Consider the following 18,810-nt stretch of genomic DNA (forward strand, 5'->3'; position numbering starts at 1 on the left):
TCGGGATTGCCTATATGCTAACAGCAAAGCACCAATGACCGAATTTGCCACCAGGACACTGCATGAGCCAGAACCCCCTTCGTCTGCTGCTGGATTTTGACGACCGTATCCAGCGGGACAGGGACCAGCCCTCCGCTTTCCTCCACCGACGGGACCGTCGATTTGCCCTCGACTGCGAGCAGCAGGGAATAACCCCCGATGCCTCGCGCTGGCTGGCGCACATGGATCGCCTGTCCGGCCCGGGCGGCACCGTCACCGCCGGCAGCCGCGAGCTGCGACTCTGGCGCCGGGTCAATGGCGGCTTCATTGCCGCCGGATGCGTCATTGGCATCCTCACCATGCTGGGCTTGCTGTTCTATGACGGCGGCCAGCGCATCAACATCACCGTGATCCTGGCGTTTGTCCTGTTCCAGCTGCTCCTGGCGCTGGCTACCACCGTGCAGGCACTGGTCGGCTGGCAACCCTGGCGCTGGTTAGTGAGACGCCTTCACCGGGACCACGCCAGCCCCACACGGGCCCGGCTCCAACCACTGCTCATGGCCCGCGCTGCCCATGCCGGCGGCGTTGCCTTCGGCCTTGCCGGCCTCGCCACCCTGCTGGTGATGGTCGTGGTCCAGGACCTCGCCTTCGGCTGGAGCACCACCCTGGATACCGCGGCCTCCGGCTACCACAGCCTGGTCAACACCCTGGCAAAGCCCTGGTCCTGGCTCTGGCCCGCAGCCGTGCCGTCCCTGGAACTGGTGGAAGCCACCCGTTTTTTCCGGGCCGCTTCGGGCATAACCGGGATTGATCCTTTCCGCTGGGGCCAGTGGTGGCCTTTCGTGGTCATGCTATGGCTGACCTGGGCCGTGATACCACGGGTACTCCTGCTGATCCTCAGCCAGGGTCTGCTTCGCCACCGCGCCACCCGGCTACTGGCCTGTCACCCGGGTATGCAGGCTCTGTTGTACCGGATGGAGACCGCGACCCTGGATACCGGCAGCGGCCATAACGACGCCGCCGACCTGCCCGATACCCGGACCCGGACGCGCCCGGACCAGCTACCGGACACCCCGATCATGATCTGTTGGGCCGGAGCCGGAGAACCGGAACTGCCCCAGCGCCTGCAGGCGCCGGATACCCGCATTTTCCGGGCCGGAGGCCGGGCCACCCTGGCCCAGGACGACGAGGTGCTGGCACAGGTGGGCGACAAACTGGCCGGCCAGAAAGCGCCAGCTGTGATTGTCGTCACCCGCAGCTGGGAACCGCCCACCGGGGAACTGCACGACTTCCTGGAAACCGGCCGCGAGCGCTGGCCATCGGGTACCCGTGTGACTCTGTTGCCTCTGGCCAGCGACCCGAACCAGCTCCCTGAAACGCACCTGGTGCAACCCTGGCTTCGATTCACCGAGCGCCTGACCCCGGGCTTTGCCTCCGTCGCCTTGCCACCTACCGATGAGCCGGATCCCTACCTGGCCGGGAGCATCCAGCCATGACCCCACCACCGGTATTCGCCGTCGTCGGCCACCCGAACAAGGGCAAATCCAGTGTCGTGGCCACCCTGTCCCAGAACGACGCCATCGCCATTGCCCTGGAACCGGGCACCACCCGGGCCCGGCAGGACTATCCGCTGACCGTCGACGGCCAGAAACTCTACACCCTGGTGGACACGCCCGGCTTCCAGCGCCCCCGGCGAGTGCTGCAATGGCTGGAAGCCCACAGCATCTCCGCTTCGGACCACCCGGAGACGGTCAGGGCCTTTGTTCTCCAGCACCGTGGCGATGACCGGTTTGTCGATGAATGCGAACTGCTGGCGCCGATCGTGGAAGGAGCCGGAATCATCTACGTGGTGGATGGCTCGGTGCCCTACAGCGCCGAGCACGAAGCAGAGATGACCATCCTGCGCTGGACCGGCCGCCCGAGCCTGGCCCTGATCAACAGCATCGGCGAGGACGATTACAGTGATACCTGGCAGTCGGCACTCGGCCAGTTCTTCCAGGTAGTCCGGAGGTTCGACGCCGTTCGCGCCCCGTTCGAACAACATCTCAGCCTGTTGCGTGCATTCGGCCAGCTGGAGCCGGACTGGGAGGAACCACTGGAACGGGCCACCCGGTTCCTGTCCGAGCAGCGCCGCCAGCGCAGGCACCAGTCAGCGGGCCTGATTGCCAGGGCTCTGGAAGACCTGATGTCCTACCAGGAAAAACGCACCCTGACCCTGAACCAGGTGGCCGAAACCAGCGATGCCAGCCTCGCCGAGTCCCTGAGGGACCGGTGGTACCGGCACCAGCGCAAGCGGGAACAGAATCTGCGTTTCGACATCGAGCACCTGTACCAGCACCAGCGCATCCGGCGCCAGGAAGCCGAACTCCAGTGGCATAGCCAACATGACCTGTTCTCCGAGGACACCCGCAAACACTGGGCCGTCAGCAAGCGTTACCTGGCCACGGCGGGCTTTGGTGCCGGCGCTGTGGGCGGCGCCGGCATCGATGCCATGACCCTGGGCTCCTCCATGGGAACCGGGGCCCTGGTCGGCGGCTTGATTGGCGCAGCCGGCAGCTACTTCTACGGCGACCGGCTGCTGCTTCCGGCACTGAACATCGGGCCCCTGAAGGACGGCCTGAAAACCGCCAGTTTCGGGCCTGTACAGGACAGCCAGTTCGGCTATGTTGTATTAGGGCGGGCGGTGGACCACTGGTGGCATATCAGTCACCGGAACCACGCCGGACGGGACCTGCTGGAGCTGGAACCGGCCGACCACCACTGGCTGGAACAGCTCGACAAGACCTGCCGGCGGGAGATTCAGCGGGCCTTTGACCGGTGCCGGAAACAGCGGCCGCTGACCCACCAGCAAAGGGAAAATCTGACTGCAGCCATCGAGCAGGCGATGTCGGCTTATGACGACTGGCGGTTGAACCGGGCCTGAGCCGCATGTTTATACTGTGCGGCTATTCCATCACAAAATGAGGAATGCGAATGAAAATTGTACGAGTGCAAGACATCATCGGTACCGAGCGCGAAGTTCACGGCCCGGGCTGGACCAGCCGCCGCATGCTGTTGAAAAAGGACGGCATGGGCTTCTCCTTCCACGAAACCATCATCCCGGCGGGCGCTGAACTCAACCTTTGGTACAAACACCATCTGGAGGCCGTTTACTGCGTGGCCGGCAATGGCTCCATCACCGACAAGGCAACCGGTGAGACTCACGAGATCACCGACGGTACCCTCTATGCACTCGACAAGCATGACCAGCACACTCTCCGCGGTGGCACCGAGGACATGCGCCTGATCTGTGCCTTTAATCCGCCGGTCACCGGCCAGGAAGTCCACGACGAAGACGGCGCCTACCTGCCGGACACCAGCGAAGACTGATCCGGCATACCGTGGCTGAACACCTGGCCGCGAACACACCGCCACCGCCAGCCCGACTGCTGCCGGTGGCGGTGTTGCTTTGGCTATCCGGCGTTTACCTGCGCATCCCCGTCCTGGTGGCGCCGCCACTGGCTCCCTTTATCGGCGAAGAACTCGCCCTGTCCAAGGCACTGACCGGTGCCCTGACCACCTTGCCCATCCTGATGCTTGCCATCGGCGCCATGCCCGGTTCCCTGGCCATCTCCCGCATCGGACCGAGAAACACCCTGGCCCTGGCCATGGTCATCATGGTGATCGGCTCCGCCAGCCGCGGCCTGGCCCCTGAAACCATGACCCTGATGATCGCCAGCGCCGTCATGGGCCTGGGTGTGGCCATGATGCAGCCGGCCCTTCCGGCCCTGTTACCACGGTGGCTCCAGCCCCACCACCTGGCCCTGGGCACTGCCATCTACATGAACGGCATGCTCATGGGCGAATTCATCGGCGCCGGCGTCACCCTGCCGGTGCTCATGCCGCTGCTGGATAACAGCTGGCGCGCGACCCTGATCGCCTGGTCGCTGCCGGCCCTACTGGTGGCCGCCGCCCTGTTCCTGCCCAGACGGGACCTGGCCCGTCCGGTCCGCAAAGCCGCCTGGCTCCCCGACTGGAGCAACCCCCTGACCCTCAAACTCGGCCTGCTGCTGGGCCTTTCCGGCTCCATGTTCTTCGGCCTCAACGCCTACATGGGCAACCTGCTCGAACAGCAGGGCCAGTTCGACAAACTCTCCGAAGCCCTGTTCTGGTACAACATCGCCCAGGTCTTCGCCTCCCTGACCATGCTCAAATTCGCCCGCGCCTGGGTCGGCCGCCGAACGCTCATCGTGACCATGGCCACCCTCAGCATCCTCGGCACCGCAGGCACCATCGCCCTCGACGGCTGGTGGTCCATCGCCAGCGCCACCCTGATGAGCTTTGTTGCCGGCATCCTGTTGATCCTGCTGGTGGCACTGCCGCCCCTGCTGGTCCGCTCCGAAGAAACCGGCCGCCTGTCCGCCGGCACCTTCCTGGTGGGCTACACCCTGGCGTTCTCCGTGCCCATGGCAGGCGGCCTGCTGGCCGACTGGACCGGTGATGTGCGTCATGCGGTGATGGTGATGATTGGTTATAGCGTGGTGGTTTTGCCGCTGGCGTTTACGTTGGATTTGAGGCGGAGGGAGAGGTGAGTGAAGTTGGGGTCAGAAGAAAGTGTTCTTCAGACCCCTGAGCGGGGCGGAAAATCGGGAGAAAGAGCATCCAAGATGGGGTCAGAAGAAGGCTTTCTTCAGACCCCGACGAGGCAGAGCAATCCCCCAGCGGAACCACCACCAATGGCCGAAAGGCCGAGACAAGGGGTGCTTTTCCGCAGGGAACAATTGTCTGAGCGAAGCGAGTTCTTTGTTCCCGAAGGAAAAGCACCCCTTGCCTCGGCCAGACTCCCAGATCAGATGTAGTAGTCCCTGAGCGGAGGAAACCCGTTAAACTCAATAGCACTGTAGGTCGTCGTATAGGCCCCGGTAGAAAGCCAGTACATCCGATCCCCGATGGCCAGATTCAGCGGCAGCGGATACTTGTGATGCTCGTACATGATATCGGCACTGTCACAGGTCGGCCCCGCAATCACACAGTCCTCGCCCTCGCCGGACTTCTCCGTCCAAATCGGAAACTTGATCGCCTCATCCAGCGTCTCGATCAGCCCCGAGAACTTGCCCACATCGGTATAGACCCAGCGGTGCAGGGCGGTACGGGATTTACGGGAAATCAGTACCACCTCACTCACCAGCACCCCGGCATTGGAAATCAGTGACCGCCCCGGCTCGATGATGATCTCCGGCAACTCCTCCCCGAAGTCTTCGCGCAGGAAACGGGCAATTTCCTCGGCGTACACCCCCAGCTCATTGGTCCGGGTGATGTAGTTGGCCGGGAAGCCACCGCCCATGTTGATCATCTTCAGCTCGATGCCGTCCTCTTCCTTCAGACGCTCGAAGATCACCTTCACCTTGTTCAGGGCCGCATCCCAGGCGCCGATTTCCCGCTGTTGGGAACCGACATGGAAGGACACACCGTAGGGCACCAGGCCCAGGTCACGGGCCAGGATCAGCAGGTCCATGGCCATGTCGGTCTGGCAGCCGAACTTGCGGGACAGCGGCCAGTCGGCGGTCAGGGTGCCCTCAGTCAGGATGCGCACATACACCTTCGAGCCCGGAGCCGCGCGGGCGATGTTGCGCAGGTCGGCCTCGGAATCGGTGGCAAACAGGCGAACACCGTGCTCGTAGAAGGTGCGGATGTCCTTCGCCTTCTTGATGGTGTTGCCGTAACTGATCCGGTCACCGGTCACGCCCAGGGCCAGCACTTTCTCCAGCTCATACACCGATGCGATGTCGAAGTTGGCGCCCTTGTCCCGCAGCATGGTCAGGATCTGGGGGGCCGGATTCGCCTTCACCGCGTAGTAGACCTTGGCGTAGGGAAAACCTTCCACCAGCTCGTTGTACTGACGGTCGATGGTTCTGGTATCGATCACCACGAACGGGGTCTCTTTGGTGTCGGCGAAATCCTTGATCCGCTTGAAGGTCTCGGCGTCGTAGTAGTCGGCGATGTTGGCGTTAACGGCTTCGGTCATGGGTGGTGTTTCCCTCCACAGGGCAAACAGGCATAAAAAAAGGCGCTACAGCAACGCTGCAGCACCCGTAAGATGGCGCGATCATCGGGCTTTTCTCCGATCACCGCAAATGCGCATATCTACCCATAGGTAAAACAAACAGGGCGGGAGGGTTATGGCACGGAAATTGTCACCAAAGCGAAAGCTCAGACCGCCACCGGCCACAGCGGCGGCCCGGTAGGACCGTCCGGATCCCGGGGTTCGCCCTGTTGTTTCAGATACCCGAGAATGGCCTGCTGCAGGTCGGTGCCCTTGTCCAGTCCCTTGTTGCCGAACAGCCGGTTGAACTCCAGCACGTAGGGGTAACCTTCCACCAGCGCGATGTCGAACCCGGCATGATCCACCCCCAGCTCCCGGGCAAGCCTCAGCGCCAGGTCGATCGCCGCCTGCGGCACCGGGCTGTTATCGATCTGTCCACCCCGGGCGACGTTGTTGTAGAAGCCCTGGTCCGCCTGGGTGCGCCAGTAGGCCGTCAGCACCTCGTCACCGATCACCACCACCCGGATATCCCGGTCGATGGGAAGGTATTCCTGGGCATAGAGCACCTCGGTGCGCTCACAGTAACGGCGCCAGTCCTCCCGGGTCTCGATCAGCCACACACCCTCGCCCATGCTGGCCTTGGGCAGCTTGGCCACAAAGGGCAGGCCCATGGCATCCCGGATCATGTCCCGCTCCAGGGGGCCGTTGGCCTCGATCATGGTCCAGGGCGTGTGTTCCGGCGCGACCGTCTGGAAGGCCCGGGTCATCTCGACCTTGTCATGGCCGATCCGGTAGCTGGCTATGCTCGGGAAAACGCGGCACTTGAGGCCATGGACCAGGGCGTTCAGTTGCCAGTACTCCGGAAACAGAACCCAGTCTGCCTCCTGCAGCAACGCCTTGTGCTGCAGGTAGTGCTCGGGCTTGAGCACAGTGGTATCGGGAAAGCCGAGGGTACGGAACGCGTTGAAGGAAACAAGGTGCATGGTAACGGCCTGGTGGAAAACTGAACGCATTTTATTCAGCTTCCGGCATCTGGCAAGGGCTATTTTTCATCAGACCGTGGTCACCGATGTCGGAACCACGGGCCAGGGAAAACCCTGCTACCCTCTAGCAGACAACGGCAATGAACCGGAGTGACTGAAATGGATGCAAAGGCCCGCGCTATCGTTGCGACCGTCAGGGAGGACCGCCAGGCCGGAGCGGCCCAACTGACGACCAATGCGCTGGGCTCGGTCCGGGACTGGCTGATCCCGGGCGGAGTGTCCGCCAGTATGCTGGAGGCAGTGCTCGAGGGCCTGACCGAGGCCCGTCCGAGCATGGTGCCGCTGGCCAACGCGGTGGCGCGCTGCCACGAGCTTTTTGGTCCCTGGCAGAACAGCCGCGATGTGTCCGAGCAGGCCGCGCCGGTGGTCAGTTCGGTGCTGGAACAACTGGCCCGGGCCAACGAACGGGTTGCCCTGAGCGCCTTCGAACTGGTGCCGGAACAGGCAACCATCCTGACCCACAGCCGCAGTTCCCAGGTAGTGGCCCTGTTCCGGTTGCTGGCTGAACGGCAGCATCCTTTCTCGGTCATCTGCACCCAGAGCAGTCCGGGCAACGAAGGTTTTACGCTGGCCCGGGAACTGGACGGGCTGGGCGTTCCGGTGACCCTCATCACTGATGCCCAGACCGGACTATTCATGGCCGAGACGGATATCGTCTTCAGCGGCTGCGACACCTGGCTTTCGGACCAGCACTTCGTGAACAAGAGCGGCACCTATCTGCTCGCCCTCGCCGCCCGGGACCAGGGCAAACCCCTCTGGGTCCTGGCCGACAGCTTCAAGGACAGCCCCGGCACGTGTCAGTCGGTGGCACTGGAGGAGATGGCACCGGAAGAGCTCGGTGGTCCCACCGGCGCCCATATCCGGGCCCGCAATATCTACTTCGAAACCGTGCCGGTGCAACTGATCACCGGACGGGTCAGCGATCAGGGCGTCTTTTCGTTCCCTGCTGAGCCTCGGCGGTGAACGGGTCCTCTGGCCAGGGGTGCTTGGGATACCGGCCGCGCATGTCCTTGCGCACTTCCGGATAGGCATTGCGCCAGAAACTGGCGAGGTCCGAGGTAACCGCCAGGGGCCGCTGAGCGGGGGACAGCAGATGGATCACTACCGGCACCTGTCCGCCCGCCACCCTCGGGGTTTCCGTCCATCCGAACAGGGCCTGGAGTTTGGCCGCCAGCACCGGGCCATGATCCGGAGTGTAATCCAGAGTGATTTTCTGGCCGGTAGGAATGGTCAGGCTCCGGGGCGCCAGCGTCTCCAGCTGTTGTTGCTGTCGGTAATCCAGGAGTGAGGTCAGGGCCTGAAGAAGATTGAGCCTGGCGAGATCGGACCAGCGTTGCAGGCCGGCAAGGAACGGGCCGAGCCACGTGTCCAGGCTCGCCAGCAGAGCCTCATGCCCGGTGTCAGGCCAGTCTCCGGGGTACAGTTCCGCCAAAAGGCCCACCCGGGCACACCACTGCCGGGCCTCGGGTGTCCACGGCAAACTGTCCAGGCCTTTGGTTCGCACTGCATTCAGCAGGCCTTGCTGGATCAGGGCAGGATCCACCCGGGGCAGCGCCTGCTCGGCCAGCACCAGCTCCCCGAGTTTCCGGACCTTCCGGGCGATCACAGTGCCCCGCCGATCGTCCCAGATCGCCTCATCCTGCTCAATGATGTGGTCAGCCAAATCCTGTTCCAGATCCCGCAGATCCACCGGCGCAGCCAGGTAAATGGTCGCCTCCCGGGCCTTGCCATCCAGATCGGCGGCCACCAGCCAGTCGAGGCGCGCGAGCGGATCCTCCTCTCGCAACACGGCACCCTTGCCGTTACTCAGCTGATATCGCGGTGCCGACCCGGGACGCCGGCGGGCGATCCGGTCAGGGTAAGCCTGAGCCAGCAGCCGGCCGACCAGGGCTTCTCCGGGTTCCGGGCCCTTCAACGCGTCGGCGTCCAGTCGTTTCGCCGCCTGCCGCACGGCTTTCAGCCGGGCCGGATCTACACGCCGGTCGCCCATCTCACCACGCAGCAGGCGTACCCGCTGGTGCAGGTCCGCACCTTCCCCCGGTCCCAGCAGATCCCGTTCCCCAAGGAGGGCGGCCAGTTCCCCCGCAAGGCCACCAAAACCCAGCTCCCGCCCTCGAATCACCATATGGGCCAGGCGGGGATGGATACCCAGATCCCGGGCGGCCTTGCCGTGGTCGGTGATGCCGCCATCGTCATCGAGCAGATCAAGCCATTGCAACAGGGCCACCGCCTGGTGCCAGTGAGGCCGGGGAGGAGCGTCAATCCAGGCCACCTGGTCTGGCGAGCGGGCACCCCACTGGGCCAGTTCCAGCACCAGTGGCGCCAGATCCGCCTCCCGGATTTCCGGGGGCGTGAACTCCGACAGGCCAAATTGTTCCGACTCACTCCAGAGCCGGTAACACACCCCGGGCTCCACCCGGCCAGCTCGGCCCTTTCGTTGTTCCGCCGAGGCTTTCGACACCCGACCGGTCACCAACCGGGTCATACCGCTGTTGGCATCGAACACCGCCCGGCGCTGCTGACCGGCGTCGATGACCACCCGCACGCCCTCGATGGTCAGACTGGTCTCCGCGATGGCAGTGGCCAGCACCACCTTGCGGGTACCCTCCGGCGCCGGTGCAATGGCCCGGTCCTGGGCTTCGGCACTCAGATTGCCGTAGAGAGGCGCCAGGAGGACATGATCCGGCACCTGCCCCTGCAGTTGCTGCGCCACCCGGCGAATTTCGCCGGCGCCGGGCAGGAATATCAATATTGAACCGGTCTGGTCTCGAAGAGCTTCCTGCACTACCGCCACCACCTGGTCGACTATCCGTGTGTTTCGCGGCAAAGGCCGATACAGCACCTCCACCGGGAACGCCCGCCCTTCGCTGCTGATCACCGGCACGTCTCCAAGCACCCGGGCGATCGGCGCAGTCTCCAGCGTGGCCGACATCACCAGCAAGCGCAGGTCTTCGCGCAGGGCCTGCTGGGACTCCCGAACCAGGGCCAGACCCAGGTCCGCCTGCAACGAGCGCTCATGGAATTCATCAAACAGAACAGCGGCGTAGTCTTCCAGCATGGGATCGCTCTGGATCAGCCGCGTCAGGATGCCCTCGGTCACCACCTCGATCCGGGTGGCGCCGGAGACCCTGGTATCCAGCCGGGTCCGGTAGCCCACCGTCTGGCCCGGCGACTCTCCCAGCTGTCGGGCCATGAACCGTGCCGCCGATCGTGCCGCCAGCCGCCTCGGCTCCAGCATCAGGATCTTGCGGTCCTCGCGCCAGGGAGCATCCAGCAGTGCCAGCGGTACCCGGGTGGTCTTGCCGGCGCCCGGAGGGGCCTGTAACAGGGCGGTGGTGGACTGTTCCAGGGTCTGCTTCAGGTCCGGCAGGATCTGGTCAATGGGCAGCATGGCTTTGGCTTTGTTTTCAGGATTCACGCGAATGCCAGAGCTCCGGGCGGGGCACGAAGAACGCGAAAAACAGTCCGAACGCCAGCGCTCCGACACCAATTCCGAACGCGGAAACCAGGGTACCGCCTGCCTCAAGCCATTGTTTGGTCAACCACGGCCCGACCATCTGGGTGAAGCCGTAAAGCGCCACCATGGCCGCAGACAGCCTTGGCCCCTGGTGCGGATGCAGGGCACGACCGATGCGCTGGGTCAGCAACACAGTACCGAGGAAGGTACTGCCCACCAGGACAGAACACAGAAACAGGCCGACATCGCCCGGCCATACGACCGCTACCAGGACACCCAGCAGCTGGATCAGAAAATTGAGCCTCAGTGCAGGCAGATCGCCGATTGTCCCGCCCACGCGGTTCCAGATCCAGGCGGCGGGAATGGTACACAACGCCACGATGACCCAGGCACCATCCAGCAACCAGTGGCCGGACGGCAGTTCGATTTTGGCCAGCAGTGGCAGGAAAGTCATGGGCAGGATATAGCCCAGTCCCGCGCCGGCGTACGACAGAAAGAGCGGGATGCTCGCCCGATCCAGCAGGGGCGTGGACGTAACGACCTTGCCCGAGTCGTCATAACTGGCGGACGGGATATCAAGACGAATCAACCGAACCGCCCCCCACCAGGCCAGGGGGATCGACAACAAGGCTGCGGGCCACCACCGTTGGGCACCTTGCAACCAGTCTGCCGTGCCTGTCACGAGACCGCTGGACAACAGCAGCCCGATACCCACACCAAAATACACCAGGCCACTGATCGACGCCCGGTTTCGCAATACCAGCCATTCCAGGATCAAGGCAGGGGCATGGACAAAGACCATGCCATTGGCCACACCGTTCAGAGTGCGGATGGCAGAAATGAGGGTCAGGTTATCGGTCTGGGTGATCGCCAGGGTGGTGATCACATGGACAGCAAGGGACACCGGCAGGAGCATGCGAATCTGATCAATGCGGTGCCACCAGATCGCCAGCATCGCACCTATCAGATAACCCAGGTAGTTCCAGGTGGCCACCGCCGCGCCGTTGGCGGCACTGAACTGTCCGTCGTCCACCAGGTAGGGCAACAGCGGGGTATAGATGAACCGGCCAAGGCCGTGAACCACCAGCAACACCACTGCGCCGGCAGCAAGGACGGAAAACAGCTCTTTTGGTGGCGTTGAAGTCTGGGTTGGCATCGGCAAACAGTCCGGCGGTCAGTTAATCAGCCCAACAGTCTAAGCCACCCCTGCCCGGATGTCTTTTGGACCTTGGCCAAAACCACCTATCAATCAGGAGCTTGTCCGTTCCCGATTGGCTTTGGCCCACTGATAAATCCGCTCGAAGGCCTTTGCCAGTTCCTCCGGCCGGTGCGGCGGCTGGATCAGTGCCTGTAGCTGGCCCTCAGGATTCAGCAGGGCGAAATGGCCACTGTGATCCACCAGTAACTCGCCGTCCACTTCCCGGTGGACAAACACCGCACTCAGGCTCTTCGCCAGTGCCCGTGTCGTTTCCAGATCCCCGGTCAAACCGTGGAAGTGTTCGCCAAAGAAACCGGTGTAATCTTTTAGTTTCTGCGGTGTGTCATGTTCCGGATCAGCACTGATCAACAGGTAATCCGGCTGCGGCAACTCCGCCGGCAGGCGCTGATCCAGCTGGCGCAGATTGGCCATCGCCGCCGGGCAGATATCCGGGCAGTTGGTGTAGCCGACAAAGGCAAAGGTCCAGCGTCCCTTCAGGTCTTCGCGGGTGACCGTCTCACCGTTCTCGTTGGTCAGCGTAAACTCCGCCAGCGGTTTCGCCTGATCATAAACGTAGGTGTTGAACTCGGAGAGATCCGGTGCCGGCTGCGGATCCCCGCCAACCAGATACACCTGACGGGCAACCACCAGCCCGAAAATGAGAAGAACAATTAACAGCAGCGCAACCAGCGTTATCCGCACAGACCGATTCATCAGTACTCCAATACCGAACTCGGGGGCTGGGAGCGGGCGGGGGTACCTTTTCTTCTGGGAACAAAAAACTCGCTGCGCTCAGACAATTGTTCCCGCCAGAAAAGGTACCCCCACCCACTCCTTCAGACTATGTGCCTCGGGTTAGAAGAAAACAAAATGATCTACAAGGAGTACCACAAACAGCGCCATCAGGTAAGTGATGGAATACTTGAAGGTATTGAGAGCAACGCGGCGATCATCGCCCTTCAGCAGCCGGATGGCGTACTGCAGGAAGCGCAGGCCCAGGGCCAGGGCGCCAATGAGATAGATGCCACCGGACATGCCTGTGACAAAAGGTAGCAGGCTGACGGCAAGCAACATCAGGGTGTACAGCAGGATGTGCAGCTCGGTGTACTTGTTGCCGTGGGTGACCGGGAGCATGGGGATACCGGCCTTGGCGTATTCTTCCTTGCGATGGATGGCCAGGGCCCAGAAATGGGGCGGGGTCCAGGCGAAGATGATCAGGACCAGCAGCAGGGCGTGACCTTCCACCTGGCCGGTCACCGCGGTCCAGCCCAACAGCGGCGGCATGGCACCGGCCAGACCGCCGATGGTGATGTTCTGGGGGGTGGCGCGCTTGAGGAACAGGGTGTAGACGCCAGCGTACCCGACCAACGAAGCCAACGTCAGCCAGGCGGTCAGGTGATTGACCATCAACATCAGGATCGCCATGCCGACGCAGGCCAGCAGGGTCGCGAACACGATGGCATCGACCGGGGCTATCTTGCCGGTGGCCACTGGCCGCTTGCGGGTGCGGGCCATGACGGTGTCGATTTTCTGGTCCACCACGTGGTTGACCACGGCGGCGGCACCGGCCAGCAGGGCGATGCCCAGGTTGCCGAACAGCAGCACGCTCCAGCCGGGCACGCCCGGAGCCGCCAGCAGCATGCCGATGACGGAGGTAAGGATCATCAGCGCGACCACCCGGGGCTTGGTCAGCTCCAGGAAATCCCGCCAGGAAATGGTCTTGCCGGAAGCACTCGCAGTATTCCGGGCCGGCAGCGCCTTCACTTGCTCGCTCATGCCGTTACCTCCCGATTTATCGTTGTCGTTTGGGTTGCGCTTATAGTCTTGGGCTGGACCAGCAGGTGATGACGCCAGACCAGATGAATCACGGACAGCAGCAGTCCGGCGCCCATCGCGTTATGGGCCACTGCGATGGACAGCGGGATGTGGAGCATGACGTTGGCCAGGCCCAGAGCGATTTGTGCGGCCAGGACCAACGACACCAGCTGTATCGAGCCATCCAGGCCGCTGGCTTCCCGTCTCCACCACATCAGGGACAGCAACACGGTGAAGTACACCAGCACCACCATGGCCCCCAGGCGGTGCGTCACGTGAATGGCCACCCGGCCATCGGCTGTGAGCTGGCCACCGAGGTAGTTCGGGCCTACGTGCTGGGCGACGTCAAAGCCATGTCGGAAATCCATGCCATCCGGCCACCACTGGCCCTGGCAGGTGGGCAGGTCGGTGCAGGCCACAGCGGCATAGTTCGCGGCCGTCCAGGCGCCCAGGGCAATCTGTAGAACCACCAGTAGTAGCCCGCCATAGAGCCAGGGCCGGAACCGGGCGAGAGCCGGAGCGGCCGAAGGCCTGGTTGCCCCTCTTGCCTTTCGCCACAGGCGCAGGCTGAGCAGGGTCAACAGACTCAGGGTGGTGAACCCGCCCAGCAGGTGCAGCGCGACTACCTGGGGCCAGAGCTTCAGGGTGACGGTCCACATGCCAAACGCACCCTGCAGAACGATGAAACCGGCGATGAACAGCGGCAGCTTGAACGGCACGCCGGTTTTGCGATGCCGAACTGCGTAGGCTGCCAGGCCAAAGACCACCAGCCCCAGGGTTCCGGCGGCGTAACGGTGAATCATTTCCGGCCAGCCCTTTTCCACATCTACCGGAGTTTCCGGGAAGCGGGCATTGGCAATGGCAATGCTGGATTCGCTCTGGGGCACGGTCAGGAAGCCGTAACAGCCGGGCCAGTCCGGACAACCGAGGCCGGCGTGCACCAGCCGGGTCCACGCACCCAGCATGATAACCACCACCGCAAGGCACGCAGCAACGGTTGCCCAATGCGCCATGTTTCGGTGGATACCGGAACTCGTAACCTCGGGACAGACAGACGGGTTCACTGGAACAACCTCCGGCCTCAGCCAATCTGGGACAGTTTGAGAAGGTGCTTTAGGTCCTCAAGCATGTCCTTGCCACTGTGCTCCGATCCGTAATGCATCATCACGTTGCCGAAGGGGTCCACCAGCAGGATCCGGGGTTCACGGGCGGGATTGACGCCGGTCGGCCATGCGGGAGTCGCGCCTTCCGCAGGTGCCAGCCGTTCCATCAGGCTGTATTCCCGAGACCATTTTGCGGAGAGATCCGACGGTACCGAACCCAGAGCCGCCGCACGGGATACCCGGTTGGCATTCTTGCCCAGGGCAATATTGACCTGCCGGGCCAGATAGAGAAGTTCCTGGCAGTCACTGCCACACTCACCGGCAACCACCATCAGCAGCCACTGCGGGTCGACTTTGTCAGGCCCGAATCGCGCTTCGACCGGCTCACCTGCCTCGGTCTGGAGGTGAAGTGCCTGAACCGGAACCACCGGCTGAACCAGCGTGCCATTGTTGGTGTGTCCCGCCGGATTGAGCCAGCCGGTGTAGAACATAATGGTGGCCACGATCATCGGGCCGAAGCCGAGGGCAAACAGAAGAAAAGCCGTACGACGCCCCCTGCGAACCTGTTCAGGGGTCGGTTGGTCAGACTCGTGGTGCTGGGTACCCTTGTCAGCCATTGTCATTGTCATTATTGGCTCCTGTCTTTCGGTAACTCGCCGCTACAGTCAATATAGTCAGTGCCACCGCGAGCGCAAACCATTGAGCTGCATAACCATAATGGGTTCCGGGACCCATCAGGTCCGGCGCCCAGTCGGCCCGGAAGGCCCCGGCCTGTTGGCCATTTTCGAGGCGGATCATCAAGGCCGGTAGTCCTTCCACGTCATTCGCGGCCGCCTCTCTCGGAAGACGCTGGACCCTGCGCGGCCACCCCTGTTCTTCCTGGACCTGCTCAGCAAGCACCGGAGGGACGGGATAGTCAGCCAGCCGGCCGGACAGGGTAAACAGACCATCGGGAATGTCGACCTGCGGCAGACGGTCCCGGCTCCGGGGCGCCTGGATCCAGCCACGATTTACCAGAACCGGCGGCCCTTCCAGGGGATAGAAATCCGTGATCACCTCGTATCCGGGAACGCCGTCGCGGGTCCGGTTATCCAGCAACCAGCTTTGCTCGCCATATACCCCGGTCATCCGGACCGGCTTGCCGGAACGCACCTCGCCTTCGATCAGTTGCTGCCAGGGAAGGGTCTCCGCCTGTTGCTGCCAGCTGTCCAGCATCACCTGCTTCTGGCCGGCCCGGTCCAGCTGCCAGATGCCCAGGCCGATGAGTACCGGCAGGAAGAAGCCGCTGAACAGCATCAACCGCCAGTCAAAGTGCCATTTTCGTTTCGATACCTGCGGATCGGCCATGCTTTGCTATAGTGACTCCACCGGCACCGCAAATTTCCGGTTTCGCGCAACCCCCAAACCTATAACAACAGGGATTCCCATGCTTAAGGCCGTCATCGTTGTACTGATGCTCGCCGTGGTCGCCAGCCTGTTCAGCGGGCTGTTCTTCCTGATCCGGGACGGTGGCAAAACCAATCGGGTCGTCAATTCGCTTGCTGTCCGGGTCGCCCTCAGCATACTGCTCCTGGTGGTTATCCTGATTGCCCTGTGGCAGGGCAGCCTGACACTGAATCCGACGCCCTGACCACACACCCGGTCAGATGATGTAGACAAACACGAACAGGCCGAGCCAGACCACATCCACAAAGTGCCAGTACCAGGCCGCCGCCTCGAAGCCGAAATGGTTTTCGGCCGTGAAGTGTCCTTTGAAGAGTCGCACCAGCATAACCGTCAGCATGATCGATCCCAGCAGTACGTGCGCGCCGTGGAACCCGGTCAGCATGAAGAAAGTGCTGCCGTAGATGCCGGATTGCAGGGTCAGGTCCAGATCCTGGTAGGCGTGGATATACTCGTAGCCCTGAACAAACATGAACACGACCGCCAGCGCGATTGTGGCACCCAGCCAGAGCTTGGTCTTGGCCCGATGGCCTGCCTTGAGGGCATGGTGAGCGATCGTGATCGTAAAGGACGAGGTGACCAGCAAGATGGTGTTCATCAAAGGCAGACCCCAGGGACCGATGACCTCGCGGGGTCCTGGAAAGGCCTCAGGGTTCGGGTTCTGGACCAGCGGCCAGGCAGCATTGAAGCCCTCCCACAACATGGCGGAGGAGCCTCGGTCCCCCTCGCCGCCAAGCCAGGGCACCGCGAACACCCGGACATAGAACAGCGCACCGAAGAAAGCGGCAAAAAACATGACTTCCGAGAAGATGAACCAGCTCATGCCCCAGCGGAAGGAGCGGTCCATCTGGTCGCTGTATAGGCCGGCGCGGCCTTCCCTGATAACACTTCCGAACCAGCCGAACAGCATGTAGGCCATGATCAGGGCGCCGATGAAGAACATCACCCAGGATCCCGTCGTACTCTCTCCCTGGTTACCGTTCACCATGATCGAGGCGACACCGTACAGCGTGACCCCCAGGCCGACCGTTGCAACGATCGGCCATTTGCTCTGTTCCGGAACGTAGTAGGTCTGGTTTTCCGCCATGACTGTCTCCGATGGCTTAGCCGTTTTCGTTTGTTTTTGTTCTCGCCTTCACTGGTCTTGCCGGAGCCTCATTTCACCTCCGGCGGTGTGGCGAAGGTGTGATAGGGTGCCGGCGAAGGTACGGTCCATTCCAGGCCTTCGGCACCGTCCCACGGTTTGGCCGCAGCTTCCTTGCCACCCCTGACACACTTGATCACGATCAGCAGGAACAACAGCTGGGTCGCGCCGAACATGAACGCGCCGATGCTGGAGACCATGTTGAAGTCGGCAAACTGCAGGGCGTAATCCGGAATCCGGCGCGGCATGCCCGCCAGCCCCAGGAAATGCATGGGGAAGAAGGCCAGGTTCATGCCGATGAAGGACAGCCAGAAGTGGGTCTTGGCCAGGGTCTCGTCATACATGTGGCCGGTCCACTTCGGCAGCCAGAAATAGGCCGAGGCGAAGATGCCGAAGATGGCGCCGGGCACCAGCACATAGTGGAAGTGGGCCACCACGAAGTAGGTGTCGTGATACTGGAAGTCTGCCGGGGCAATCGCCAGCATCAGGCCGGAGAAACCGCCGATGGTAAACAGGATCACGAAGGCTACCGCAAACAGCATGGGCGCCTCGAAGGTGAGGGAACCCCGGAACATGGTGGCCACCCAGTTGAACACCTTCACCCCGGTGGGCACGGCAATCAGCATGGTGGCGTACATGAAGAACAGTTGGCCTGCCAGCGGTACGCCCACGGTGAACATGTGGTGCGCCCAGACGATAAAGGACAGCAGGGCAATGGCGCCGACCGCGTAAACCATGGAGGCATAGCCGAACAGGCGCTTGCGGGAGAAAGCGGGGATGATGTGGGACACCGCACCGAAAGCCGGCAGGATCATGATGTAGACCTCGGGGTGCCCGAAGAACCAGAACACATGCTGGAACAGAACCGGGTCACCGCCGCCGGAGGCATCAAAGAAGCTGGTGCCGAAGTTGATGTCCATCAGCATCATGGTGACCACACCAGCCAGTACCGGCATGACTGCTATGAGCAGGAATGCGGTAATCAGCCAGGTCCACACGAACAGGGGCATCTTCATCAGGGTCATGCCCGGGGCACGCAGGTTCAGAATGGTGGCGATCACGTTGATGGCGCCCATGATGGAGGAGATCCCCATGATATGGACGGCAAAGATGAAGAAGGTGGTGCTCGGCGGCCCGTAGGTGGTCGACAGGGGCGCGTAGAAGGTCCAGCCGAAGTTGGGTGCGCCGCCCTCCATGAACAGGGTGGACACCAGGATCAGGAACGCGCACGGCAGCAGCCAGAAACTCCAGTTGTTCATCCGTGGCAGGGCCATGTCCGGTGCGCCGATCATCAATGGCAACATCCAGTTGGCCAGCCCGACAAACGCCGGCATGACCGCGCCGAACACCATGATCAGACCGTGCATGGTGGTCATCTGGTTGAAGAATTCCGGCTGCACGATCTGCAGGCCGGGCTGGAAGAGTTCTGCCCGGATGACCATGGCCATGGTTCCCCCGAGGAGGAACATGGCGAAACTGAACACCAGGTACATGGTCCCGATGTCCTTGTGGTTGGTGGTCAGCAGCCAGCGGCTGATGCCTTTGGCCGGGCCGTGATGATGTTCCTGGGCGTGGGTATCTGCAACCGCACTCATGAAAACCCCCG

Annotated in this window: 17 protein-coding genes; 6 read left to right on the forward strand and 11 right to left on the reverse strand. The window is 62.6% G+C overall.

Features of this window, described 5'->3' with window-relative positions; translation table 11 throughout:
- Positions 1-62: 62 nt before the first annotated feature.
- The 4 genes from ACQUTG_RS12630 to ACQUTG_RS12645 are packed head-to-tail and all read left to right on the forward strand — an operon-like array spanning position 63 to position 4,550.
- Positions 63-1,475: a DUF2868 domain-containing protein gene (locus ACQUTG_RS12630; RefSeq protein WP_428919737.1), complete on the forward strand. Its 1,413-nt coding sequence runs from the start codon at positions 63-65 to the stop codon at positions 1,473-1,475.
- Entirely contained in the window at positions 1,472-2,902 is a 1,431-nt protein-coding gene (locus ACQUTG_RS12635; protein ID WP_428919738.1) for a GTPase/DUF3482 domain-containing protein, read from the forward strand. The genes ACQUTG_RS12630 and ACQUTG_RS12635 overlap by 4 nt, the downstream gene beginning before the upstream one ends.
- Before the next feature lie 50 nt (positions 2,903-2,952).
- Positions 2,953-3,348 (forward strand): ectoine synthase, encoded by a 396-nt coding sequence (locus ACQUTG_RS12640; RefSeq protein WP_428919739.1) that lies wholly within the window; start codon positions 2,953-2,955, stop codon positions 3,346-3,348.
- Positions 3,349-3,359: 11 nt separating this feature from the next.
- The gene (locus ACQUTG_RS12645; protein WP_428919740.1) at positions 3,360-4,550 is read left to right on the forward strand and encodes a CynX/NimT family MFS transporter; all 1,191 of its coding nucleotides are present in this window, start codon (positions 3,360-3,362) and stop codon (positions 4,548-4,550) included.
- 257 nt (positions 4,551-4,807) lie between these two features.
- Here ACQUTG_RS12645 and ACQUTG_RS12650 read toward each other — a convergent pair whose 3' ends face one another.
- Positions 4,808-5,983, reverse strand: coding sequence for a type III PLP-dependent enzyme (locus tag ACQUTG_RS12650; protein ID WP_428919741.1), 1,176 nt, complete (start codon positions 5,981-5,983; stop codon positions 4,808-4,810).
- 185 nt (positions 5,984-6,168) lie between these two features.
- Positions 6,169-6,984, reverse strand: a complete 816-nt coding sequence (locus ACQUTG_RS12655; RefSeq protein WP_428919855.1) for an ATP-grasp domain-containing protein — start codon at positions 6,982-6,984, stop codon at positions 6,169-6,171.
- A 159-nt stretch (positions 6,985-7,143) separates the two neighbouring features.
- Between ACQUTG_RS12655 and ACQUTG_RS12660 the strand changes: the two genes are divergently transcribed.
- On the forward strand, positions 7,144-8,007 hold the full coding sequence (locus ACQUTG_RS12660) for a translation initiation factor eIF-2B (protein ID WP_428919742.1): 864 nt from the start codon (positions 7,144-7,146) through the stop codon (positions 8,005-8,007).
- Here ACQUTG_RS12660 and hrpB read toward each other — a convergent pair.
- The 7 genes from hrpB to ACQUTG_RS12695 all read right to left on the reverse strand — a co-directional run bounded on the left by hrpB (position 7,961) and on the right by ACQUTG_RS12695 (position 15,964).
- Entirely contained in the window at positions 7,961-10,435 is a 2,475-nt protein-coding gene (gene hrpB, locus ACQUTG_RS12665) for an ATP-dependent helicase HrpB (RefSeq protein WP_428919856.1), read from the reverse strand. The two genes, ACQUTG_RS12660 and hrpB, sit on opposite strands and share 47 nt — an antisense overlap.
- 16 nt (positions 10,436-10,451) lie before the next feature.
- Complete coding sequence (locus ACQUTG_RS12670; protein WP_428919743.1) at positions 10,452-11,657, reverse strand: YbfB/YjiJ family MFS transporter; 1,206 nt, start codon at positions 11,655-11,657, stop codon at positions 10,452-10,454.
- Between the two features lie 93 nt (positions 11,658-11,750).
- A complete protein-coding gene (locus ACQUTG_RS12675) occupies positions 11,751-12,413 on the reverse strand; it encodes an SCO family protein (RefSeq protein ID WP_428919744.1) in 663 nt (220 codons plus the stop codon).
- A 141-nt stretch (positions 12,414-12,554) separates the two neighbouring features.
- Complete coding sequence (gene cyoE, locus ACQUTG_RS12680; protein ID WP_428919745.1) at positions 12,555-13,475, reverse strand: heme o synthase; 921 nt, start codon at positions 13,473-13,475, stop codon at positions 12,555-12,557.
- Positions 13,472-14,527 carry a COX15/CtaA family protein gene (locus ACQUTG_RS12685; protein ID WP_428919746.1) on the reverse strand — a complete coding sequence of 352 codons (1,056 nt, stop codon included), beginning with the start codon at positions 14,525-14,527 and terminating at the stop codon, positions 13,472-13,474. Before ACQUTG_RS12685 ends, cyoE begins: the two co-directional genes overlap by 4 nt.
- Before the next feature lie 68 nt (positions 14,528-14,595).
- On the reverse strand, positions 14,596-15,246 hold the full coding sequence (locus ACQUTG_RS12690) for a hypothetical protein (RefSeq protein WP_428919747.1): 651 nt from the start codon (positions 15,244-15,246) through the stop codon (positions 14,596-14,598).
- Positions 15,227-15,964 carry an SURF1 family protein gene (locus ACQUTG_RS12695; protein ID WP_428919748.1) on the reverse strand — a complete coding sequence of 246 codons (738 nt, stop codon included), beginning with the start codon at positions 15,962-15,964 and terminating at the stop codon, positions 15,227-15,229. The genes ACQUTG_RS12690 and ACQUTG_RS12695 overlap by 20 nt, the downstream gene beginning before the upstream one ends.
- A gap of 79 nt (positions 15,965-16,043) precedes the next feature.
- On the opposite strand from ACQUTG_RS12695, the gene ACQUTG_RS12700 reads away from it, so the two are divergent.
- Complete coding sequence (locus ACQUTG_RS12700; RefSeq protein WP_428919749.1) at positions 16,044-16,247, forward strand: twin transmembrane helix small protein; 204 nt, start codon at positions 16,044-16,046, stop codon at positions 16,245-16,247.
- Positions 16,248-16,259: 12 nt separating this feature from the next.
- On the opposite strand, the gene ACQUTG_RS12705 is transcribed toward ACQUTG_RS12700, so the two are convergent.
- A complete protein-coding gene (locus ACQUTG_RS12705) occupies positions 16,260-17,147 on the reverse strand; it encodes a cytochrome c oxidase subunit 3 (RefSeq protein ID WP_428919750.1) in 888 nt (295 codons plus the stop codon).
- A gap of 68 nt (positions 17,148-17,215) precedes the next feature.
- A complete protein-coding gene (gene ctaD / locus ACQUTG_RS12710; RefSeq protein ID WP_428919751.1) occupies positions 17,216-18,799 on the reverse strand; it encodes a cytochrome c oxidase subunit I in 1,584 nt (527 codons plus the stop codon).
- Positions 18,800-18,810 lie beyond the last annotated feature (11 nt).

This window comes from Marinobacter sp. DUT-1 (assembly GCF_050379415.1).
GTDB lineage: Bacteria > Pseudomonadota > Gammaproteobacteria > Pseudomonadales > Oleiphilaceae > Marinobacter.